Origin of the sequence: Amycolatopsis iheyensis (assembly GCF_024703995.1) — a bacterium.
Lineage (GTDB): Bacteria > Actinomycetota > Actinomycetes > Mycobacteriales > Pseudonocardiaceae > Amycolatopsis > Amycolatopsis iheyensis.
Genome location: NZ_JAMXQV010000001.1, coordinates 221,158 through 242,027, shown reverse-complemented (window position 1 = coordinate 242,027; position 20,870 = coordinate 221,158). Strand labels below are relative to the sequence as shown.

At 69.7% G+C, this 20,870-nt stretch carries 18 protein-coding genes and 1 tRNA gene; 7 read left to right on the top strand and 12 right to left on the bottom strand.

The genetic code is table 11. The features are described from left to right. Positions 1-471: 471 nt before the first annotated feature. Positions 472-1,623 carry a helix-turn-helix domain-containing protein gene (locus tag M8542_RS01250; RefSeq protein WP_257918079.1) on the bottom strand — a complete coding sequence of 384 codons (1,152 nt, stop codon included), beginning with the start codon at positions 1,621-1,623 and terminating at the stop codon, positions 472-474. Between the two features lie 112 nt (positions 1,624-1,735). On the opposite strand from M8542_RS01250, the gene M8542_RS01245 reads away from it, so the two are divergent. From M8542_RS01245 to M8542_RS01225, 5 genes are read left to right on the top strand one after another with little or no spacing between them, the layout of a single operon-like run. Continuing rightward, entirely contained in the window at positions 1,736-1,936 is a 201-nt protein-coding gene (locus M8542_RS01245; RefSeq protein WP_257918078.1) for a hypothetical protein, read from the top strand. Continuing rightward, positions 1,933-2,130: a hypothetical protein gene (locus M8542_RS01240; protein ID WP_257918077.1), complete on the top strand. Its 198-nt coding sequence runs from the start codon at positions 1,933-1,935 to the stop codon at positions 2,128-2,130. Before M8542_RS01245 ends, M8542_RS01240 begins: the two co-directional genes overlap by 4 nt. Further along, positions 2,127-2,423 (top strand): hypothetical protein, encoded by a 297-nt coding sequence (locus tag M8542_RS01235; protein ID WP_257918076.1) that lies wholly within the window; start codon positions 2,127-2,129, stop codon positions 2,421-2,423. Before M8542_RS01240 ends, M8542_RS01235 begins: the two co-directional genes overlap by 4 nt. Then, positions 2,410-2,676 (top strand): hypothetical protein, encoded by a 267-nt coding sequence (locus tag M8542_RS01230; RefSeq protein ID WP_257918075.1) that lies wholly within the window; start codon positions 2,410-2,412, stop codon positions 2,674-2,676. The genes M8542_RS01235 and M8542_RS01230 overlap by 14 nt, the downstream gene beginning before the upstream one ends. Next, entirely contained in the window at positions 2,673-3,467 is a 795-nt protein-coding gene (locus tag M8542_RS01225) for a Scr1 family TA system antitoxin-like transcriptional regulator (RefSeq protein ID WP_257918074.1), read from the top strand. The genes M8542_RS01230 and M8542_RS01225 overlap by 4 nt, the downstream gene beginning before the upstream one ends. Before the next feature lie 272 nt (positions 3,468-3,739). Here the strand turns inward: M8542_RS01225 and M8542_RS01220 are convergent, their stop codons facing one another. Then, on the bottom strand, positions 3,740-5,989 hold the full coding sequence (locus M8542_RS01220) for a tetratricopeptide repeat protein (RefSeq protein WP_257918073.1): 2,250 nt from the start codon (positions 5,987-5,989) through the stop codon (positions 3,740-3,742). Between the two features lie 360 nt (positions 5,990-6,349). Further along, positions 6,350-6,423: transfer RNA gene (locus M8542_RS01215), tRNA-Thr, on the bottom strand. A 133-nt stretch (positions 6,424-6,556) separates the two neighbouring features. On the opposite strand from M8542_RS01215, the gene M8542_RS01210 reads away from it, so the two are divergent. Next, positions 6,557-8,221 (top strand): hypothetical protein, encoded by a 1,665-nt coding sequence (locus M8542_RS01210; RefSeq protein ID WP_257918072.1) that lies wholly within the window; start codon positions 6,557-6,559, stop codon positions 8,219-8,221. Between the two features lie 53 nt (positions 8,222-8,274). Here the strand turns inward: M8542_RS01210 and M8542_RS01205 are convergent, their stop codons facing one another. The 7 genes from M8542_RS01205 to topA form a co-directional block, all read right to left on the bottom strand. Further along, the gene (locus M8542_RS01205) at positions 8,275-9,480 is read right to left on the bottom strand and encodes a DNA polymerase III subunit delta' (RefSeq protein ID WP_257918071.1); all 1,206 of its coding nucleotides are present in this window, start codon (positions 9,478-9,480) and stop codon (positions 8,275-8,277) included. Next, positions 9,477-11,633 carry a bifunctional MFS transporter/dTMP kinase gene (locus M8542_RS01200; protein WP_257918070.1) on the bottom strand — a complete coding sequence of 719 codons (2,157 nt, stop codon included), beginning with the start codon at positions 11,631-11,633 and terminating at the stop codon, positions 9,477-9,479. The genes M8542_RS01205 and M8542_RS01200 overlap by 4 nt, the downstream gene beginning before the upstream one ends. Before the next feature lie 148 nt (positions 11,634-11,781). Next, positions 11,782-12,408 carry a hypothetical protein gene (locus M8542_RS01195; protein WP_257918069.1) on the bottom strand — a complete coding sequence of 209 codons (627 nt, stop codon included), beginning with the start codon at positions 12,406-12,408 and terminating at the stop codon, positions 11,782-11,784. Between the two features lie 256 nt (positions 12,409-12,664). Then, positions 12,665-13,456 (bottom strand): hypothetical protein, encoded by a 792-nt coding sequence (locus tag M8542_RS01190; RefSeq protein WP_257918068.1) that lies wholly within the window; start codon positions 13,454-13,456, stop codon positions 12,665-12,667. Positions 13,457-13,857: 401 nt separating this feature from the next. Continuing rightward, the gene (locus M8542_RS01185; protein ID WP_257918067.1) at positions 13,858-14,649 is read right to left on the bottom strand and encodes an ESX secretion-associated protein EspG; all 792 of its coding nucleotides are present in this window, start codon (positions 14,647-14,649) and stop codon (positions 13,858-13,860) included. Between the two features lie 86 nt (positions 14,650-14,735). After that, entirely contained in the window at positions 14,736-15,311 is a 576-nt protein-coding gene (locus M8542_RS01180; RefSeq protein ID WP_257918066.1) for a hypothetical protein, read from the bottom strand. A 145-nt stretch (positions 15,312-15,456) separates the two neighbouring features. Further along, positions 15,457-18,333, bottom strand: coding sequence for a type I DNA topoisomerase (topA, locus tag M8542_RS01175; protein WP_257918065.1), 2,877 nt, complete (start codon positions 18,331-18,333; stop codon positions 15,457-15,459). Positions 18,334-18,639: 306 nt separating this feature from the next. Here topA and M8542_RS01170 point away from each other — a divergent pair, with 306 nt between their 5' ends. After that, positions 18,640-19,446, top strand: a complete 807-nt coding sequence (locus M8542_RS01170) for a S1 family peptidase (protein WP_257918064.1) — start codon at positions 18,640-18,642, stop codon at positions 19,444-19,446. Between the two features lie 19 nt (positions 19,447-19,465). Here the strand turns inward: M8542_RS01170 and M8542_RS01165 are convergent, their stop codons facing one another. Then, positions 19,466-20,116, bottom strand: a complete 651-nt coding sequence (locus M8542_RS01165) for a hypothetical protein (protein ID WP_257918063.1) — start codon at positions 20,114-20,116, stop codon at positions 19,466-19,468. Between the two features lie 51 nt (positions 20,117-20,167). Beyond that, positions 20,168-20,755 carry a hypothetical protein gene (locus M8542_RS01160; RefSeq protein ID WP_257918062.1) on the bottom strand — a complete coding sequence of 196 codons (588 nt, stop codon included), beginning with the start codon at positions 20,753-20,755 and terminating at the stop codon, positions 20,168-20,170. Between the last annotated feature and the right edge of the window lie 115 nt (positions 20,756-20,870).

Sequence of the window (20,870 nt, the reverse complement as noted above, 5' to 3'; positions counted from 1 at the left end):
GTCAAACACGGCTGCCACCCTCCGACGCAGTAAGCCACCCTAGCCAGCCTGAGTCAGTGTACATTCGAACGGTTATTTTTACATACTTACTCGACGACAGGCTGCAGTCATTCCCATTCGTTGAGCGTTGGAAGCAATGTACGCAGCCGCCATGTGATCTGATGGGGTCTCGTGAGCCGGAAGACGCCCTTCGACTGCTCCAGTAAATACAGCTCGAAGCGAAGCCCGCGCGCTACCGCCGTCGCCGAGGCTCACGTCGACACATCCGCCTCACCCACGCCATCACGTACATCTTGCCGACTAGTCCAGCACCGTCGACCGCTGGCACGTCCTGCCCGACATGACCATGATTTACGAGAGCTGGCTCGGCGAGTTCGAGGAAGCCGGGTCCTCACCCGCCAGCATGCTCCGCGACCGGCCCCTGTGATCGAGGTTCCGAAGCCTGCCGCGTAGACGGGCACTGCGTTCGTATTAAGCTGTTTTGATCAGCCCCATCCGGTCGGCCATGCCGCGGACCTCGCGCGCTACGCCCTCGCGCCGAGCGCGGGCCAGCATCGTGGAGATGATCTCCCGCACGAACGGGTTCGTTCGGGTTCGGATATGGCCCAGCTTCTCGGCCTGTACCAGGAGCGCCAGGACCTCTTCATCAGGCCTGCGGATGCCGTAAAGCGCTCGGGCGTGCTCGATCAGGAACGTCGTGCGGCGCGAGTCGATGGTGAGCTCGGCTGGATCAACGGTCGCGGCGAGGCGGGCGGCTTCGGCGTGGTCGCCGCGTTCGAGGGCTGATGAGATGCGCCAGAGCACGACGTTGGCCGGGCTGAACAGTAGGAAGTTCTTGTTGCCGTATTCGACGTGTTCGGCCAGGCCGGCGGCTTCGTCGAGCGCTGCGGTGGCGTCGCCGCCCAGGACGGATTCGGTGTAGCCGGTGGTGAGGGTGAGCGCGCCGCGGACGTCGTAGGCGTCGGCCGGCACGTAGTCCAAGGCGCGTTCGGCGAGCTTCGACGCCCGCTTGTGCGCGCCGAGGCCGGACAGGGCCTGCGTGCGCGCGAACTCGGCGAGGGCGATCCAGCCGGGTTCGCCGAGCCGCTGGGCTGCCTCGTGGCCGCGGTCGGCGGCGATCCAGGCCAACTCGAACGCGCCGAGCCCCTTCGTGAGCAGGGCCGTGGTGTGGGTGGCGGTGACGAGCGAGCGGAGCGCGTCCGGCTTGTCGACGTGGGTGTGCAGTGCCAGCAGCAGCTCGGGGAGACGGGCGCCGACCTCGGCGTCTTGGTTCGCCTGCCGCAGGGCCGCGACCAGCTGCGTCTCGGACAGCAGCTGCGCAAGGTCGCCGATCGGCGGCTCGGTGCCGTCGAGATCGGTGCTCAGCAGGGCATCACGGATAGCCGGGATGGCGGAGTCGGCCTGCGGGTCGCGGATCTCCAGCCCGTCGCCGGTGATGTCGGAGAGGCTGACGCGGAGCGCGCCGGCGATCGCGACCAGGGTTGAGCGCTTGTCGATCGCCGTGCGCTCGTTTTCGATCTTGGACAGGTAGCCCTTCGACAGGCCGGACAGGCCGGCGAGTTGTTCGAGGGATAGGCCACGCCAACGGCGAAGCCGGCGGATCGTGATGCCGATCGAGTCCATGCGCCTCAGGGTACAGATCTGGGTTTCCCAGCAGGAAACGTTTGTGACCTGCATCTTTGTACGGTCACTAACTATGCGTGATCGACGACGTACGCGACAGAGCATCGAGGGTGTGGACCAGCTCGGCGGTCCGGCACACGTCGAGGTCGAGGTACGGGATGACGACCGGATCGCGCTGATCAGCTCGACGCCTCCAGGCGAGCCGATCCTGTTCAGCGCCGAGTCGGCCGCTCAGCTTCGGAACCAGCTGGGTGAGGCGTTGACCGTCTCGCTGCGCGACGCTCGCACAGCTCAGGGGTGCAAGGCGCCATGACCGCGGAGCACTTCTCCGACCGACCGACGTTCAGGTGTGGCGCGTCGCTGTTCAACTCGGGTGGTCAGCGGCTCAACGAGATCGATCTTGACACCTATCGGCATCCGACGAAGCACGCGGACATGACCGATGCCGACTGGGAGCAGGCTGCCGCCGCGGTCCGGGCGTTCGACGTCGAGCGAGGGCTTCGATGACCGCCTTGGACGACGGCCCGATGACGGGCGCCAGCTCGTACCTGGACTTCTGGGAGTGGCACGAGTTCACCGGGGGCGGCGGGTGGGCGCACCTGTACCTGCACTCGCAGATGGCCAACCCGCGGCTCGTCATGCTGTTGCCCTGGTGCCTGACCGACGTCCGGTTCCCGCTGGAACATGACCGGCCCAGCATCAGCCGCCACCGGGTGATTCCCAGGCCGGGCCGGGTCTGTCCCGTCTGCGCGGCCCAGAACGAGCACCGGCGGATCGGGGTGCCACGTGCACGCTCGTGACCGCGAGTTGCTCGCCGCGCTCTCGAAGGTCAACTCCAAGATCGGAAGCGTGACCGTTGAGCTTCTGACCCTCCAGCCGGACGACGCAGCCTACGCCGCCGGTCTGCGCACCCTCGGCCGCCAACTCGTCCACATCGGCGTTGCCCTCACCCGCCGCGCCGGCGAACTCGACGGCACCGAACTCGATCCGTCTGCCCTGCTCAATGCCCCCGACACAGAAACCCACGACCGAACGGAGCGGTCTGAACCGTGACCGAAACTGTCCTCCGACCAGCCGTCATCGCCCTGGCCGGCGGCCTGCGCGAAGCCCGCAACGAGCGCGGCATCGGCCTGCGCCGACTGGCCGACATGATCGGCATCTATCCCGCCGTGCTGTCGAGCTTCGAACTCGGCCACCGCGCGCCACAGGACACGATCGTGGCCCACATCCTCGGGGTCCTGCGAGCACCACAACCCGTGCGCGAACACCTCATCGACCTGGCCCGCCGGTCCCGCGACCACGACCTGATCGATCGCACCGGACGCGCTGAGAACTACCTGCGTACCGCCTTTGAACAGCGATCTACCCGCGTGACCGAGTGGTCGCCGACCCTCATCCCCGAGGTCCTGCAGACCGCCGAGTACGCCCGCGCCTTGCGCGACACCGGCCTGCTCGCCCCAGAGGCCGCCGACGTGTGCTGTCTTCTCCGGACCGCACGTCAGCTCGCCTTGTCCGACGAACCGGGGCCGCCGCACACCTTCCTGATCGGCGAAGTCGCCACCCGGCCCGACGCTTGCACCGCCGATGTCCTCCGCGACCAGCTCGACCAACTGCGCGCCTGGGCGAGAAAGCCGCGGATCGGCGTGCGAATCGTCCCCGCCGCCGACTGCCCGCCCGGCCTGGTCGAACCGTTCACCCTCTACGAACGCCGCGCCGGCGCACTCGCCGTCACGCTGCGCCACCAGCACGGCGCCGTCTACTCCACCCACCAAGCCGCCTTGACCACCTACGAGAACGCCGCCCGAGCACTACGACGCCACGCCACGGATAACGCGTTGCCCTAAGCCCCCGGTCGGCGCGTCCTGACCTCCCTCCAGTCGGCGCGCCGGCTGGGCCTCACTCCCCGATTCGCCGAGCACACGTTCCTGCCGAAGCTCTAGCCTGGCCGAGGCACGAATCTGTGGCGTCAAGCCCCAGCGCTACGCCGTGAGGAGACCCCATACGCCGTGGTCGACCACTACGGGCACTAATCGACTTTGTCTTGCTGGGCCTAGTCGAGCAGGGTGTGCGCGTTGTTCGGGGATTAGGTGTTGCTGGCGGCGGCGTCGCGGTAGAGCTATTCAGCATCAGCTTCACGACCCGGCTGCCTGCTGAGCAACACAGCCAGATTATTCAGGGCGCCAGTATCGCCGGCGGCGACGGCGTCACGGTAGAGCTGTTCAGCCTCAGCTTCACGACCCGATTGTCTGCTGAGCAATACAGCTAGATTATTCAGGGCGCCAGTATCGCCGGCGGCGACGGCGTCACGGTAGAGCTGTTCAGCCTCAGCTTCACGACCCGATTGTCTGCTGAGCAGTAGCGCCAGGTTGTTCAGGGCTTGGAAGATGCCGCCGGCGACAGCATCGCGGTAAGCCTGTTCGGCCTCAGCTTCGCGACCCGGTTGCTCGCCAAGCAGGAACCCCAGGTTGAACAAAGCGTTAGTATTGCCAGCCGCGACGGCGTCGCGGAGAAAGCGTTCGGCCTCGACTTCACAACCCGACTTGGCGCTAAGCAGGATTCCCAAGTTATTTGATGCTTTGAGGTCGCCGGCGGCGACGGCATCGCGGAAAAGCTGTTCAGCCTCAGCTTCACGACCCGATTGCTCGCTGAGCATCACCGCTAGATTGAACATGGCCTCGGTGTCGCCATCGGCGACGGCGTCACGGTAGACCTGCTCGGCCTCAGCTTCACGACCCGACTTTTCACCGAGCAATAGCGCCAGATTGAACCGGGCTTGGGTGATGCCAGCAGCGGCGGCGGCACGGAAGGCCTGCTCGGCCTCAGCTTCACGACCCGACTGCTCACCGAGCAATAGCCCTAGGTTGTTCAGGGCTTTGATGCCGCCGGCGGCGGCGGCGGCGCGGTAAGCCTGTTCGGCCTCAGCTTCACGACCCGACTGCTCACCGAGCAGAAATCCGAGGTTGAATGAGGCTTCTGAGTCATACGGAGCGGCGGCGATAAATGCCTGTTCGGCGACGTCAGGACGGCCAGCGTAGTAGGCGGTAACGCCGATACGAAAGTTTTGCATGGGGGGCAGCGCGGCCGCCAGGACGGTCCAGGTCCTATCCCTGACGGGGCCAGTAAGCGGTAGGGCTGAATCGGTGCGGGCTCGCTGGGTGCGGTCAAGCAGGTAGTCCGAGGCCAGGTAGCGCTCGTCAGAGGTGGGTTGTAAGCAGGAGCTGGCGCCGAGGACCCGCCGGGTAGCCCAGTGCAATCCCACGTCCAGAGAGGGCAGGTCGGCGCGATTCCGCCAGGCGGGCGGCAGAAATTGGGCGTGCAGATCGGCTAGGAGCGCGGCGGGCACGGGGGCGTGGTGTCCAGCGCGTCGGCAGTCGACCGCCGCGCTGATGAGGGCTTGGCCGCGGATGAACTCGGGAGTCTCACCTGTGCACCAGCGGTCCACCATCGCCGGTCCTGCGGCCAGATACTCAGCAAATCCTTCCGGAGCGGCGACCGCCCGCCTGACGCGATCGTCACGCTCACCAGCCTGGTCGGCGCGAGTCCGTTCGGTGTCGGTTAGCGCCGCGGCAACCCTAATTCGCCGGCGACCGCGCACTCCGGCGAGGATCTCCACCGCAGCCTGGTCGATACCTGTGCCGGTGTCGGCGATTGAGCGAGTAGCGGACTGGGCGTGAAGAGCGAGTTGCTCATCGCGCATCGTTGCGACCACCGCAATCCCGGTATTCCCGAGCGGGCACAGCCGCTGCAAAAGCCCGACATCGAGGCCCTCGGCGCCAAGGTAGCGTTCTAGGTCGTCGAGCCAGAGAACCGTGTCCGACAAGTCCACACCGGCGTCGATGATTTCCCGCAACGCCGGACCGCCGTCTGGGACAAGCAGCTTGTGGCTGGGTCGTAGTCGGCGCAGCGCCTCCACCGCGGCCCGGGACTTGCCCACGGCTGCAGGGCCGTGCAGCAACACCATCCCGCCAGCGTGGATAGCCCACTCCAGGTCCTCATCGATGTCCCGGGCGACGTAGGGAGGGAGGTCGGAGCCGTCATCGGCGTAAGTATCGATCGCCGGCTTCACCCGCAGATCGAGCAAACCCACTCCGGACACCTGCGGTAGCTCGCCATTGACCAAGTGCAGCGCTCGCCCCACCAGCGGACTCACGATCCGTGCCGCCATCACAGGGGACGGGTTGGCCGATCGGCCGCGCACCCACCGCCACAATCCGGGTGCGCCCAAGGCCAGAGCAGCCACGATTCCCGCAGGCCAACTCAAACCCTCCAGAACGTTACGTATCGGATGCTGATCCGCCAGCAGCCAGCCCGGGAGACCGAACGTACCCACCGCCCAGACTGTCGCGGCCATCACACCGAACAGCACCGCGACTCGCGGCCACCGGCGAGACTTCACCTCAGTTCCTTCCACCTCGCCCGCACCTCCGCGCGGTCACCCACCATTCTTACTGTCGTGGACAACCTCAGTTGTGATACCAACGCTACGGAGTCGGCTCGCCACCGCGTACTGCGTGCGACACACCCACAAGTCAAGGTGCGGCGCCAGCAGCTGACACCTCCGCGAGAGTCAGCGGAGCAGGGCGGCCGCGACGATGGAGGTTCCCCGTGACGGGTGAACCTACGGAACTTTCTTCGCCCACCGCCAGGCGTCTCAGTCACCCACTTAGTCACCCACCAGACGAGTCAGGCCCCACCCGAGGAGTCTCGGATGGGGCCTGACCTGCGGAGCCGCCTAGGGGAATCGAACCCCTGACCTATTCATTACGAGTGAATCGCTCTGGCCGACTGAGCTAAGGCGGCATGTCTCCGGCTCGCGCTGGCGACGATAGCAAGTGTAGCGGAGGCTGTGCGCGTCACTTTCCCGGGGGACTGTCGTTAGGGCCCTATGACGTCGGTCTCACTCCCCGGTCGACCTATCTGGAGGCTCTGGCACATGCGGCGAAGACTGCCCCGTTCGGTGGCCCTGCCGGCGGCCGCGGCGTTGGTCCTGCTCAGCGCGGCGCCCGCGAACGCCGATCCCACCTACCCCACCACGCCGATCCCGCAGCCGGCCAGCTCCGGGCAGGCGCCGATCTCGGCGCCCATCGGGCCGCAGCCGCTGGGGCAGGCCGTCGGGGATGCGGGGACCGCGCTCGGGATCATCCGGCTGCTGCCCAACGCCGTGCCGACCCACACCATCCTGCCCGGGTTCGGGGACACGCTGCCGAAGCAGTCCGCGCTCGAGGCCGGCATGGGCCTGTCCAACGCGTCGGCCAACTCCGACGCCTACCTGAGCTACGAGAAGGCGATCGCGCAGGCGTCGCCGTTCGGGCTGTCGATCGGCGGGAACGCGCCGCAGACGCCGGGCAGCGTCGTGCAGACCGCCCTGCCGGACAACCCGCAGCCGATCAGTGGCGGCCTCAGCGCGCCGCAGAACCCGCTGCTCAACATCAGCGGGCTGACCGGCAGCGCCCACGCGCGCTGGAGCCCGACGCTCGGCCCGTGCGTCGACACCATCGCCGACGCCAGCACGGCGTTGGCGAGCCTGTCGCTGCTGAACGTCATCCCGTCGATGCCGAACCTCGGCCTGGACGCCCTCAAGCCGAAGCTCGACCCGAGCACGCTGGCCAGCGGCTTCGACCTCACCAAGGGGCTGCAGAGCCTCGGCGGCCTGCTGCAGGGCGGCGGGCAGACCGCGGCCTCCGGCAGCGGTTCGCTGCTGAGCCTGCCGAACGCGCTGTCGTCGCGTTCGCAGGTGAAGCTGGTCGACATCCCGGGCTCGAAGAACAAGGCCGTGCAGTCGACGTCGACGCTGCAGGCCGCGGACATCGAGATCCTCAAGGACACGCCGCTGGCGCTGAGCATCAAGGTGGTCAGCCAGCCGACGCTCAAGGTGACCTCCACCGGCGACGCGAAGACGTCCAAAGTGGACTACACCGCGCCGGTGCTGACCATCGCCGCGAACGGCAAGACGCTGTACACGTTGGACGCGGCGCACCCGACCAAGGACATCCCCATCGGGCTGCCCTTGAAGCCCCTCAGCGACCAGTTCGGCGCGCTCAAGGACCTGCCGGTGGTCGGCGGTCTGCTGGCCCCGGCCACCGGGCCGCTGCAGCAGGTCGGCGACACCGCGGGCAAGGTGCTCGACCTCGGCGTGCTGCGCCTCAGCATCGCCGGGCTGGACCAGAAGTCCGCGAACATGACCACGCCGTTCAAGGGCTTCCAGCTGGGTGCGTCGGCGCGGCTGTTCGACCTGCAGCTGCTGCCGACGACGAAGCTCAAGAGCCTGCTGCCGGACGACCAGGCGAAGAACCTGCCGTCGTCGCTCGCGCAGCTGTCGCTCGGCGAGCAGGTGGCGCGGGCGTACGCGCCGACCGGCGGTGTGGTCTGCGGGAGCACGACGACGCCGCCCGCGGGCGGTCAGGCGCCGAAGGGCCCGGTGAAGAACCTCGCCTACACCGGTGGCGCGTACGACACCGTGCCGCTGTTCTGGTCGGGTACGGCGATGCTGCTGCTCGGCGTGGTCATGGTGGCCGCGATGCCGGGCACGCGACGTCGTCCGCTGGCCATGGCGGTCGAGGAAAAGCCGTTCAAGCCGTCACCGCGGCCGCGGGAGTGAGCCGAGGGGTGTGAAGGAGCCCGCCGGGACGTTTCCGGCGGGCTCTTTCGTCTTCAGCCCTGGCGAAGCGTCGTGACCATCGCCTCGACGGCGATGCGCGGCTTCACGTTCAGGTCGATCGCGTCGCGGCACTCCAGCACCGCTTCGAGGCGGCGCAGCGTCGACTCCGCCGTCCACGACGACGCCGCTTCGGCGATCTGGTCGGCGTGGTCCGGGTGGTTGAGCGTCGCGCCGGAGCGGGTGCTCGTCACCAGGACGTCGCGGTAGAAGGCCGCCAGGTCGATCAGGGCGAGGTCGAGCGTGTCGCGCTGGGTGCGCGTCGCGCGGGACTTCTGCTTCTTCTCGAGCTGCTTCACCGCGGCCTCGGCGGCCCGCTTGGCGCCCGCGACGCCCTTGCCGACGCCGTCGCCGCCCATCGCCGTCCGCAGCTCGTTGCGCTCGTCCTCGTCGCGGGACTTGCTCGCCTCGCCCGCGTCGGCTTCGGCCGCGCTGATCAGCTGGTCGGCGCACGTGAAGACGTCGCTGGGCCGGCGCAGGCCGAGCGGGATCCGCAGCACGGTGGCGCGCCGCTGCCGGGCGGCCTCGTCCGTGGCCAGCCGGCGGGCGCGGCCGACGTGACCACCGCACACGGAAGCCGCCCACTGCGCGCGCTCGGGATCGACGTGGTCCCGGCGCACCAGCACGTCCGCGATCGCCCCCGGCGGCGGCGTCCGCAGCGTCACCAGGCGGCAGCGCGAACGGATCGTCACCGAGACGTCCTCGGGGTGGTCCGACGGCGCGCACAACAGGAACACCGTGCGGTCCGGCGGCTCCTCGACGGCCTTCAGCAGGGCGTTCGACGCCCCTTCGGTGAGCCGGTCGGCGTCCTCGATGATGACGACCTGCCAGTTGCCGGTGGTCGGCCGGCGCGCGGCCGCCTGGACCAGCGCGCGCATCTCGGCGACCGAGATGGACAGGCCTTCCGGCACCACGAGCCGGACGTCGGCGTGCGTGCCCGCCATCGTCGTGTGGCAGCCCGGGCAGGCGTCGCAGCCGGTGCCGGTGCTGCACTGCAGGGCCGCGGCGAACGTGCGCGCGGCCACCGAGCGACCGGACCCGGGTGGGCCGGTGAGCAGCCAGGCGTGCGTCATCGCCCCGGGCGGAGCGGGTTCGCCGGCGATGATCTTCGCGGCGGCCGACGCGGCCGCGGTCAGCGTTTCGACCGCGCTTTCCTGCCCGACCACCTGATTCCAGACGCCGATGCGCTCGGTCGTCGTCACTTCGCCTCCACGCGAGGCTCTTCCGGGACGGTGTCTTCGAGGTCCAGGGGCAGCGTGGACGGCTGGTCCGTCGCCGGCAGGCCGGTGGTCGACGGGAGCTCGGTGGTGGGCACGGCAGCCGTCGGCGCGAGAGCGGACAGGCGGCCGACGAACACGGCGCGCAGCGCGGTGCGGATGCGCTCGGCGACCTCGACGTCGGTGCCGTCCGCGTCGACCACGACGTACCGGTCCGGGTCGGCGGCGGCCATCTCGGTGAGCAGGTGCTGGACGCGCCACTGGTCGTTCATCGTGCTCGACCGGTCGCGCGGCGCGCCGTTCGGGGCCGAGTCGAGCAGGACGGTCAGGTCGGGCCGCAGCCGCCCGGTCGCCCAGTCGGCGAGGCCTTCGAGCTCGTCGCTGTCGAGCCCCGCGACGGCGGACAGGTGCGCCAGCGGCGAGTCGACGAACCGCTCCATCACCACGACCGAACCGGCGTCGAGCGCCGGCTGGACGTGCCGCTCGACGATGTCCGCCCGCACCGCGGCCGCGGCCAGCGCCTGAGCGCGCGCCCCGGTCAGCGAAGCGCCGGAGACGAGCGCGGTGAGCCGCTTGTCGTCGAGCGCGGGGTCGGCGGCGACCACGACCGGCCGGGTGCCGCCGCGCATCCAGTCGGCGAGGTTGACGGCCTGGATCGCGGTGTTGATCGCGGTGGTGCCCTCGACGGCGATCAGGAAGCCGTTGACGCGCCGCGGCGAGCGGCGCAGCGCGTTGCGCAGGTCGGACAGGATCGGCTCGGTGCGCTTGTCGTCCATCTGCCGGTACGCGAACAGGCCCGCGACCAGCGCGATCGCGGCGCCTCCGAGCATCACCGGGCGGGTGCCGTCGATGGTGAGCGGGCTGCCCCAGACGGTGATCGTGTGCCGCTGCACCGCGCCGACGATCAGCGGCACGGTGACCGTGGTGCCGAACAGCACCAGCTTCATCATCAGCTGGTAGATCGCGTTGATCCGGCCGCGGATGGCGTCTTCGACGCGCGAGCCGATGATCGTCACGCCGGTGAGGAACGCGGTGCCGGCGCAGACCCCGACCAGCACCACGGCGATCAGCGAGATGGCCAGGTGCGGCGACAGCGCCACGAAGAACAGCGAGATCGCGGCCGCGACGATCGAAAGCCCGAACAGCCGGTCGTGCGGGAGCCGGCGGGCGAGCTTGGGCGCGAACGCCATGCCGGTGGCGAGGCCGAGGAAGACGGCCAGGACCAGCAGGCTGAACGCCGAGTCACCGGCGAGCAGGCTCGAGGAGTACGGCTTGGCCGAGCCGATCACGGCGCCGCCCGCGACGAACGCGCCGAACGCGCCCACCAGCAGCCCGCGCACGAGCGGCGTGCTGCGGATGAACCGGAAGCCGTCGGCGATCATCGCGCCGATGCCGAGCTTCTCCTCGTCGGCCTGCTTGACCTTCTGCTCCGGCGTCGCGTGGACGTTGCGCAGCGAAAGCTCGGGGATGCGGGTGGCGATGAGGATCGCGCTGGCCAGGTAGAGCAGGCCGGTGATGATGACGACGAGCTTCGCGATGTTGAGGCTCGGGTCGCCGGGGAACAGGTGGAAGGTCGTGTTGACGCCGGTGATGACGGCGTTCGCGCCGGCCGCGGTGACGACGGCGAGGCCGTAGGTCATCACCATGCCGAGCTGGTTGGCCGTTTCGACCTGGTCGGGCCGGCGGAGCAGGTTCGGGACCGCCGCCTCTTTCGAGGGGATCCACATGCTCGACGCGCAGCCGACGAGGAAGTTCCCGGCGAGCAGCCACCAGGGCGCGCTGACGATCGCGATGGACAGCAGGAAGCCGCACCGCAGCAGGTCGGCGACCACCATCACCTTGCGGCGGTCGAACCGGTCCGCGAGCAACCCGCCGACCGGCGCGAACAGCAGCCCGGGCGCCAGGCCGGTCAGCACCACGCCGACGAACGCGAAGTTCTGGGCGAAGTAGTTGTCCGTGAGCTTCGTGGCCAGGCCGGTGAGGGCCAGGATGTTCAGCCAGTCGGCCACGCTGCACAGGTACGTGACGCCCCAGAGGCGCCGGAACGGTTTGATCGCCAGCACCCGCCGGACCCGGTTGATCGTGGACGCCTCAGCACCCGACGAGCTGCCCGGGCCGGCCCCGGGTACCGATCGCACGCCCTCGCTGATACGCCCACCCCACTAGTCACCGTGGTGCCGGACGCCCTCGTGAGGTAGCCCGACCGTGAAGTCAGGGTAGCCCGATCGGCCCTTGCCTCGCGGACGACCCCGAGGTCCCGGTGGGGTGGGGAACAGCGAGCGAACGCTAGTCGAACAGTCCGGTCACGCTGCTGACCAGGCTGGAAACCATCTCGATGGCGACGAAACCGAACACGATGAGCAGCATGACCGCGAGCATCACGCCCGCCGCGCTCGACGACGGCCGGTTGAACGCCGGCATCGACATCGACGGCATCTTCGGCAGCTTCCGCCGCTTGACGGGCACCACCTCGAGGTCTTCGTCGAAGTCGTCCTCGGCCGGCGGTTGCTGGCGGACGGCCCTGAGCAGCTGCGGTGGCCGGGTGGGCCACGTCCGCTGCCGGTTCCGCTGCCGCGGCAGCACTCCGAGTGGCGGCGCCGCGTTGTCGCCGACCGTGCCCGTCGTGCCCGCCGGCGGGATCGACTCCGGAGCCTTCACCCCGGCTTCGCCCTCTTCACGGAGGGTCTCTTCGACCATCCGACGCACGGCCTCCTCGTCGTGCTGCACCGGCCCGGCCACCGGGATCGGGGCGGGCTCGTGGCCATTAGCCACCGCGGTGCGTGGCTCGGGATCGGCCGTGACCAGTCCGGACACCGGGTCGGCGAACATTTCGCCGGATGTGCCGGACAGCGTGCCGTCGCGCTGAGTGAGCTCGGGGGCATTGAAGAAGGGAGCCTCACCGTTCGCGCTCATTGGTGACCACCTCACTACGGAATGTCCTCGCCTTTCCAGGGTAGCGACGATGGCGGATAACGCATCCGCCCAAAGGCTTTGTCTGCTGTGGAGGGACGGTCACGCAGCGCAAGCCCGTGCCCGAACCCACTGCAGTGTCCAGTCCGCCGGTGGTCCGGTCGACCGCCAATGGTGACGGATCGTAGTGAGACCTCTCACAGTCACTTTCGGCGGGCACATGGCGTAGTGGCCAGTCGCTGGCCGGCGGATGGCCAGTTCAGGGCACCTCCTCCTGCCCGAGGTCGATCATCTTCCGGCACCAGTCGCGCAGCATCTCGCGGCTGAAGGGACTCAGGACCAGCTGCCGCCGGCCGTCCCCGCGGTCGAGGGCGGCGAGCGCGAAGCGGCCCAGGTCGGTGTCGACCAGGACGAACCCGTGGTCGGGGAACTCGGCGCAGAGCCCGCCGAAGGCGAGCATGTCGAGCACCGCGGTGCCGGACCGGGGGCGCGCGAGCAGCTCCCGCATGGCGCCGACGTCGTCGTCCTGGCCGTCGCCGACGAGGCCGTCGTCGTCGACGGTCAGCCAGATCGCCCGCGGCGAGGCGCCGAACGGGGCTTCCGGCAGCTCCGCGACGAGCATCTCCGGCAGGTCCTCGAAGTCGGCGAGGTGGATAGCTGTGCGCCCGGGCAGCGAGCCCATCATGAAGGCGCGTTCGCCGTCGGCGTAGCAGCGGATGTCCGCGGTCTCGGGTCCTTCGTCGAAGACCCCGCACAGCGCGGCGCGGACCGAGCCACGCAGCATCAGCGACACGACTTCGAAGCCGATCTCGTTGAGCTCGCCGTCCTCGCCGAAGGGAGTGCCGTCGATCCAGGCGGCCCAGGCGATGTGCCGCTCGACCTCGGCGACGAGATCGGCGGGATCGTCGGAGACCGGCCCGTGGACGAGGATGTCGTGGTCGCTGACATCGGGGTTGTAGAGCCGGTCGACGGGCTCCCGGTCGGGCATGGCGTCGAGCACCGGCCCGGCGGCGAGTTCGAGCAGCTCCCGGGCGGCGGTGCGCTCAGGCATGACTACGCGCCCCCTCCCCGGCTCGCTTGGCCGGCCCGGTTCGGTCCGGTCTCGCGTGGGGCCGGCCGGGGTTGTCGCGGGAGGTTGGGCCGGCGGAGCGCGATGGCGGCTTGCCGGCCGGGCAGGCCCGCGAGGCCGAGACCTCCACCGGCAGAGCAGCCGGACTGGCCGCCGGCGTCGGCCGCGGTTCGGGAACGCCGCCACTCAGCTCGGCGGCCTCGAGGATGGCTTGGCCGACGGTGAGGTTCATCGGCGCGGGCGGGAATGTCCGATCCGCGACCTCACCACCTGCCAGCTCCCAGCCCGCCCCCTGGTCCGCAGCTTCCCGGCCCGCGCCCGCTCGACCGAGCGCCTCCCTGTTCAGCTCCGTCCTGACCGGCCGTCCTCCCACTGTTCCGCTCTCACGCATGGCTCTGCACCGCCTCGACGATCCACTGCTCCGCCGTGCTCCGCGACGCTGGGCCCCACGTCACCGTCCAGCGGCCGCTTCGCTCCACCGCCGCGCTGAACTGGTAGCGGCCCAGGTCGTTGTCGACCAGGCCGAATGCTCCGTGTGGGTACTCCGCCAGGATCGCGTTCCGGACCGCCAGGTCCACCAGCACCGTGCCCAGCCTCGGCCGGGCCGCGCACTCGCGGATCTGCGCCACCTCCCGCTCGCAGCCACGCGGGATCAGGCCACCCGCGTCCGTCTCGATGCGGACCTGCGTGCCCGGGCCCGGCGGCCGGTCGGGCAGGCCGTCGAACACCCAGCCCGGCAGCTCGCTGAGGAAGCCCGACCGCAGCCGCGCGCGGTTGCCCAGCTTGTGCAGCACCGTGGTGTAGTCCTCGTCGCCGAAGAAACGGACCTCCCACGGCTCCTGCCGGGCCGGAAAGACGCCCGTGACCACGCCGCGGATGAAGCCGCCCCGCAGCGCGCGGTACAGCCCCACCGCCTCGGCCGTGACCTCACCGCCCGGGGCGAGGCCGATCGCGGACATCCCGGCGACGAAGCGCGTGTACTGCTCCACCTCGTCGGCGAGGGTCTGAGGTCGGCTTTCGGACCGCGAGAACCGGGGTTCGGTGTCGGCCAGCACCGGCGGGATCTCGAACTCGGGGTCGTAAAACTCCATCACCGAGGGCCGCTCCGGCACTTCGGCCGAGAGCGGGGCGATGACCTCGTCGATGACGTCGAAGACGGCGACTGAGTTGCTCACCCCTAGATTGAACACCCTGGCACCGACAATTTCTCGCACATGTGTTCGACTGGGTGACGCCTTTCGGTGAGCGGTCGGCGAACGGCTCAGGCATGCTCCGGCACCCGCCCTTCGACGAACTCCGCGAGCCGCTCCACGGTTCCGGGCAGCCACCACAACCGGCGGCCGCCCCGGCGTCTGCCCAGGACCGCCAGGTGCCGGCCGCGGTCGTCGTCGACGAGCGCCAGCATCTCCCACGCCCGCCGCGGGCCGTCGCGGATGATGTCGAGCTGCACCGTGCCCCGCCGGGGCCGCCGCAGGTCCTCCAGCAGGTCGAGGACGAGGCACTCCTGCCCGGGCTCGAGCACGCCGCGCTCGTTCGCGTCGAGGTACAGCCCTTCCCCGGGCACCGGCGGCAGCGGAGGCAGCCTCGTGAGCGCCACGCGGAGGAGCTCCGCGACCGAGCCGGTGGACGGCCCGGACAGGCGCATGCCCTCCCCGGCGACGCCGAACCTCGTCCGGTCGTCGAAGAACGCCGAGGACCACGGCTCGTCGTACATCGCGACGGCCACGCCGCAGACGCCGCCACTGCCGGCGAAGCCGGGCAGCGATTCGATCAGGTCCGTGGCGGTCGCGCTGCCGGCGGCCGCCTTGCGGATGGGCTTCAGGATTTTCGCGGTCACCGTGTGCACGGTGCGTGGTGTCGTAGTCACCCGTCCATGAGACCCGGCACCACCGACAATTTCCCGAACATCCGTTCGAGAGGTCACTCGAAAGTGTCACGAAGGCCTCCCCGTCAGCTGCCGAGGAGGCCTTCGTGAGCAGTGCTTACTTCGTCTTGGTCGCCGTCGAACGCTTCGTGGTGGTCGACTTCGCGGCCGCGGCCTTGGCGGTCTTGCTCGTGCCCGCCTTGACCGTCTTCGCCGTCGTCGAAGCCGGCTTCCGCGCCGGCGCCTTCCGCTTCGGCGCCGGGCCCTTCGCCCGCTTCTCGGCCAGCAGCTCGGACGCCCGTTCCGCGGTCAGCGACTCGATCTCGTCGCCCTTCCGCAGGGTCGCGTTGTACTCGCCGTCGGTCACGTACGGGCCGAAGCGCCCGTCCTTGACCACCATCGGCTTCTTCGACACCGGGTCCTCGCCGAGCTCCTTGAGCGGCGGCTTGGCCGTCGCCGACCGGCCGCGCTGCTTCGGCTCCGCGTAGATCTTCAGCGCTTCCTCGACGGTGATCGAGAACAGCTGGTCCTCGGTCGAGAGCGACCGCGAGTCCGTGCCCTTCTTCAGGTACGGCCCGTAGCGCCCGTTCTGCGCCGTGATCTCGTCACCGGACTCGGGGTCCTTGCCGACGACGCGAGGCAGCGAGAGCAGCTTGAGCGCGTCCTCGAGGGTGATGTTCTCGATGTCCATCGACTTGAACAGCGAGCCCGTGCGCGGCTTCGGGGCCTTCGCCTTGGCGGCCTTCTTCTGCGCGGCGGTGGCGTCCTCGGGCAGCTCGATCTCCGGCAGCAGCTCGGTGACGTACGGCCCGAAGCGGCCTTCCTTCGCGACGATCGGGTGCCCGCTCACCGGGTCGGTGCCCAGCGTGCGGCCCTCCTGCGGGGTCGCGAACAGCTTCTCGGCGATCTCCTGCGAGAGCTCGTCCGGCGGCAGGTCCTCGGGCAGGTTCGCGCGCTGCGACTCGCCGTTGACCTCGCGCTCGAGGTACGGCCCGTAGCGCCCGACCCGCACGACGACCGTGTGCCCGTCGGCGTCGCTGAACAGCGGGATCGAGTTGATCTCCCGCGCGTCGATGTCCTCGACACTGCCTTCGACCAGCTTCTTCAGCCCGCCCAGGCGGCCGATCGAGCCGTCGACGCCCATGTCGCCGCCGAAGTAGAACTTCGACAGCCACTGCGCGCGCTGCTCGTTGCCCGCCGCGATGCGGTCGAGCTCGTCCTCCATGCCGGCGGTGAAGTCGTAGTCGACGAGCCGCTCGAAGTGCCGTTCCATCAGGCCGATCACGGCGAACGCGACCCACGACGGGACGAGCGCGGAGCCCTTCTTCCAGACGTAGCCGCGGTCCTGGATGGTCTTGATGATCGACGCGTACGTCGACGGGCGGCCGATGCCCAGCTCTTCCAGCTTGCTGACCAGGCTCGGCTCGGAGTACCGCGCCGGCGGCGACGTCGTGTGGCCGTCCGGGTTCAGCTCCGAAGCGGTGAGCGCCTGGTCCTTCTCCAGCACCGGCAGGCGGCTCTGCTTGTCGTCCGCCTCGCCACCGGTCTCGGTGTCGACGGCCTCGACGTACGCCTTCAGGAAGCCCGCGAAGGTGATCGTGCGGCCCGAAGCGGCGAAGGTGCACTCCTCGCCCGAAGTCGCGTTGCCGACGATGCGCACGGACATCGTGGTGCCCTTGGCGTCCGCCATCTGCGACGCGATCGTGCGCTGCCAGATCATCTCGTAGAGGCGGTACTCGTCGGTGTCCAGCTCGCTCGCGACCTGGCCCGGCGTGCGGAAGACCTCGCCCGACGGCCGGATCGCCTCGTGGGCCTCCTGCGCGTTCTTGACCTTGCGCGTGTACTGACGCGGCGACGGCGAGACGTACTCCTTGCCGTACAGCTGCGTGGCCTGGCTGCGCGCGGCCGAGATCGCCGACTCCGACAGCGTCGTGGAGTCGGTACGCATATAGGTGATGTAACCGTTCTCGTACAGCTTCTGCGCGATCCGCATGGTGCGCTCCGAGGTGAACCGCATCTTGCGGCCCGCCTCCTGCTGCAGCGTCGAGGTCATGAACGGCGCGTACGGCTTCCGCGTGTACGGCTTCTCTTCGACGCTCGAAACCTTGAAGTCACGCTGCTTCAGCGCTTCGGCCAGGCGCCGGGCGTCGGCCTCCGCGAGCACGCGGACCTCGGTGTTCGAGGACTTGAGCTGCCCGTCCGAGCCGAAGTCGCGGCCGGTGGCCAGGCGCGCGCCGTCGACGGCGACCAGGCGTGCCGGGAAGTTCCGCGGCGAAGCCTCTTCGCCCGCGTCCATGGTCGCCGAGATGTCCCAGTACGACGCCGACGTGAAGCGCATCCGCTCGCGTTCGCGCTCGACCACGATCCGGGTCGCCACCGACTGCACGCGGCCCGCCGAGAGCTTCGGCATGACCTTCTTCCAGAGCACCGGCGAGACCTCGTAGCCGTAGAGGCGGTCGAGGATGCGGCGGGTCTCCTGCGCGTCGACGAGGTCGGCGTCCAGCTCACGGGTCGAGTCGGCGGCCGCGCGGATGGCCTGCTCGGTGACCTCGTGGAAGACCATCCGGCGGACCGGGACCTTCGGCTTGAGCGTCTCGAGCAGGTGCCACGCGATGGCCTCGCCCTCGCGGTCGGGGTCCGTGGCGAGGTAGAGCTCGTCGACGTCCTTGAGCAGGCCCTTGAGCTCGGTGACCTTGGACTTCTTGTCCGGCGTGACGACGTAGAGCGCCTTGAAGTCGTTGTCGACGTCGACGCCGAGCCGCGCCCACGACTCGCCCTTGTACTGGGCGGGCACGTCGGCAGCGCCCCGCGGCAGGTCGCGGATGTGCCCGACGGAGGACTCGACGACGTAACCGCCGCCCAGATAGGGGGCGATCTTGCGGGCCTTCGTCGGCGACTCGACGATGACCAGCCGCCGGTGCCCGGCGCCGTTGTCCGCCGAGGCTCCGTTCTTCTTGGTCCGTGCTCCTGCCACGCTGTCCTGCTCTCCGCTCATCTCGTCCCGCCGCCGCGGAACTGCACCGAGCCCGTCCCCCGGTGGGTTCGGGCCCGCGTCTCGACCTGCCAGTGTGCACGCTGCCGCGGCCCGGACGGCGTGGAGGTGGCCCAACACGCCGCCGGTCCTGTGTCCAGCGCATCGCCGCTGACCTCGGCGATGTTTCCCCAACGTACCCGCCACGTGATTTCGGCCACGTCCCGCGCAGCCTAGCGCGTGACCGTCCGGATACCCTCCGTTCGACGGTGGTGGGCGCGGGGACGTCACCGCTTCACTGAGTTCCCCGTCCAGCCGAAAGGATCCGCCATGACCCGACGCCTGCTCGGCGCCCTGCTCACCGCCGCGACCGCCACTGTATTACTGGGGACCACACCGGCGAGCGCGGCCGCGGCGAACTTCGCCGGCACGGTGGCGCTGTCCAACTGCTCGGGCTCGGTGGTCAAACCGGCCGCGACGCCCGACAGTGCGCCCGCCCTCGTGATGTCCAACGGGCACTGCCTCGAGACCGGGTTCCCCGGCCCCGGGCAGGTCATCACCAACCGGACGTCCAGCCGGACGTTCACGCTGCTCAACGCCAGCGGCGGCAACGCGGGCACGCTGCGCGCCAAGAAGATCGTCTACGGGACGATGACCGACACCGACGTGTCGCTCTACCAGCTCACCACCACCTACGCGCAGATCAAGTCGAGCTACGGCATCTCGCCGCTCGAGCTGTCGAACGCGCACCCGAGCGCCGGCGCGGCGATCGACGTCGTTTCCGGTTACTGGAAGCGGATCTACTCCTGCAACGTCGACGGCTTCGTCTACCGGTTGAAGGAGGGCAGCTGGACCTGGAAGGACTCGATCCGCTACACGTCCGCCTGCCAGACCATCGGCGGCACCTCGGGCTCGCCGATCGTCTCCGGCGGCAAGGTCGTCGGTGTGAACAACACCGGCAACGAGGACGGCGCGCGCTGCACGGAGAACAACCCGTGCGAGGTCGACCAGGCCGGGAACGTCACCGTGCACTACAAGACGAACTACGGCCAGGAGACCTACGGCATTCCCGCCTGCCTGACCGCGGCCAACGAAATCGCGCTCACCCAGGCCGGCTGCACCCTGCCTCGGCCCTGACGCTCGCTCTCGCACCCGGTCAGGCCGTGCTCGTCACGGCCTCCGGGTGCGGGACCGGCAGCGGCTCCGCGCCGGGCCACGCCGCTTCGGCGCCCGGCGGCGGCTCCCCGATGAGTTCCAGCAGCGCCTCCAACCGGCGTTTCCCGGTGACCTTCACGGCCGGGACCTCGGCCTTCGGGCCGGTGAGCTTCGCCGGCACGCCCAACGGCGTCAGCGCCTCGACCAGCCGCTCGTGCATGTTCGGCGCCAGCGGATCGACACCCAGCAGGTAGCCCTGCGTGCCGGGCCGGCCGCCCGCCAGCGCCCACATCCGCAGCATCGCGCCACTCAGCCGGAAACCGTCCGGCAGTGCCTTACCCGAATCGTCCTCAACCGGGCCTGGGCAGCCCTCACGCAGCCACCGCAGCGCCAGCGGGAGCAAGTCGACCCGGAACGACGTCCGGACCTGAGGACGGCCGCAATCGGCCTTCGAGACCTGCGCGTCGGCACCGCGGCAGCGGAACTCGCGCGCCAGGATGTGCGCCCGCCACGGCTCCTCGACGACCACCGACAGCCGGGCGGCGGTGCGCCCGAAGCCGGTGATCTGGCCGTGGCAGCACAACAGGCCGGCCAGGTCACCCAGACCCGGCCCGCTGGCCTCGGCGGAGAAGAGCGAGATCGTCCGATCCACGGCGCCATACTAGAACACAAGTTCGATTCATGGCGAGTGTCACGCCGATCTTCAGCCGGGTGGTTGATCCAGCTGACGGCACGCCGGGGCGCGCAGTTCGGCCGCTTTGAGCGCCGGGACGTCCTTGAGGCCCTTGAGGTAGTCGAGGGCGTCGATGCGGTCCAGCGTGGCCCTGGCCTCGCCGAGGGCCTCCTTGGTCGCTGCCGCGTCCCCGCGGACGGCTTCGATGCGCTGACGCGCGTTCTCGGCCTGCTCACGGATCGCGGCGAACTGCCCGATGACGTCCTCGCGCCCGCCGTCCGCCGACGCGACCGGCGGCGCGCCGAGCGCGTTCAGCCCGGCGAGGCTCCGGTCGAGCCCGCCGACGACCGACGTGAGCAGGTCACTGGACGTCCGGGACGCCTGCTGCGGCGTGCTCGGGTCGACGGTCGGCAGCGCCGCCAGCGCGCGGACCAGGTGCGTCACCGCGCCGCAGTAGCCGTCCGCCCATCTCGCCGTGGCATCGGCCTGGGGAACCACGGTCGTCACCGACAGACCCTGGTCCCGTGCCGGCGTCTGCGAGGCTTGCTGCCCGCAGCCGGCGAGGCCGATGGTGATCGTCGTGGTTAGGGCGGCGAAGACGGTTGACCGCGGCCGCACCTGAACACCTCCTGCTCGACGACGTCCCGGAAGGGCCGACGGTACCGACTCGGCACCGCTTCGCAAGTCGCCGAGCCTGTGTGGGATGGCCTGACACGCCCCGGGCCCGGCACGC

Excerpts from the sequence above, each read along its gene's own strand:
- M8542_RS01250 (WP_257918079.1), bottom strand. The coding sequence starts at position 1,623 with ATGGACTCGATCGGCATCACGATCCGCCGGCTTCGCCGTTGGCGTGGC.
- M8542_RS01240 (WP_257918077.1), top strand. The coding sequence starts at position 1,933 with ATGACCGCGGAGCACTTCTCCGACCGACCGACGTTCAGGTGTGGCGCG.
- M8542_RS01235 (WP_257918076.1), top strand. The coding sequence starts at position 2,127 with ATGACCGCCTTGGACGACGGCCCGATGACGGGCGCCAGCTCGTACCTG.
- M8542_RS01210 (WP_257918072.1), top strand. The coding sequence starts at position 6,557 with ATGCGGCGAAGACTGCCCCGTTCGGTGGCCCTGCCGGCGGCCGCGGCG.
- M8542_RS01195 (WP_257918069.1), bottom strand. The coding sequence starts at position 12,408 with ATGAGCGCGAACGGTGAGGCTCCCTTCTTCAATGCCCCCGAGCTCACT.
- M8542_RS01190 (WP_257918068.1), bottom strand. The coding sequence starts at position 13,456 with ATGCCTGAGCGCACCGCCGCCCGGGAGCTGCTCGAACTCGCCGCCGGG.
- topA (WP_257918065.1), bottom strand. The coding sequence starts at position 18,333 with ATGAGCGGAGAGCAGGACAGCGTGGCAGGAGCACGGACCAAGAAGAAC.
- M8542_RS01170 (WP_257918064.1), top strand. The coding sequence starts at position 18,640 with ATGACCCGACGCCTGCTCGGCGCCCTGCTCACCGCCGCGACCGCCACT.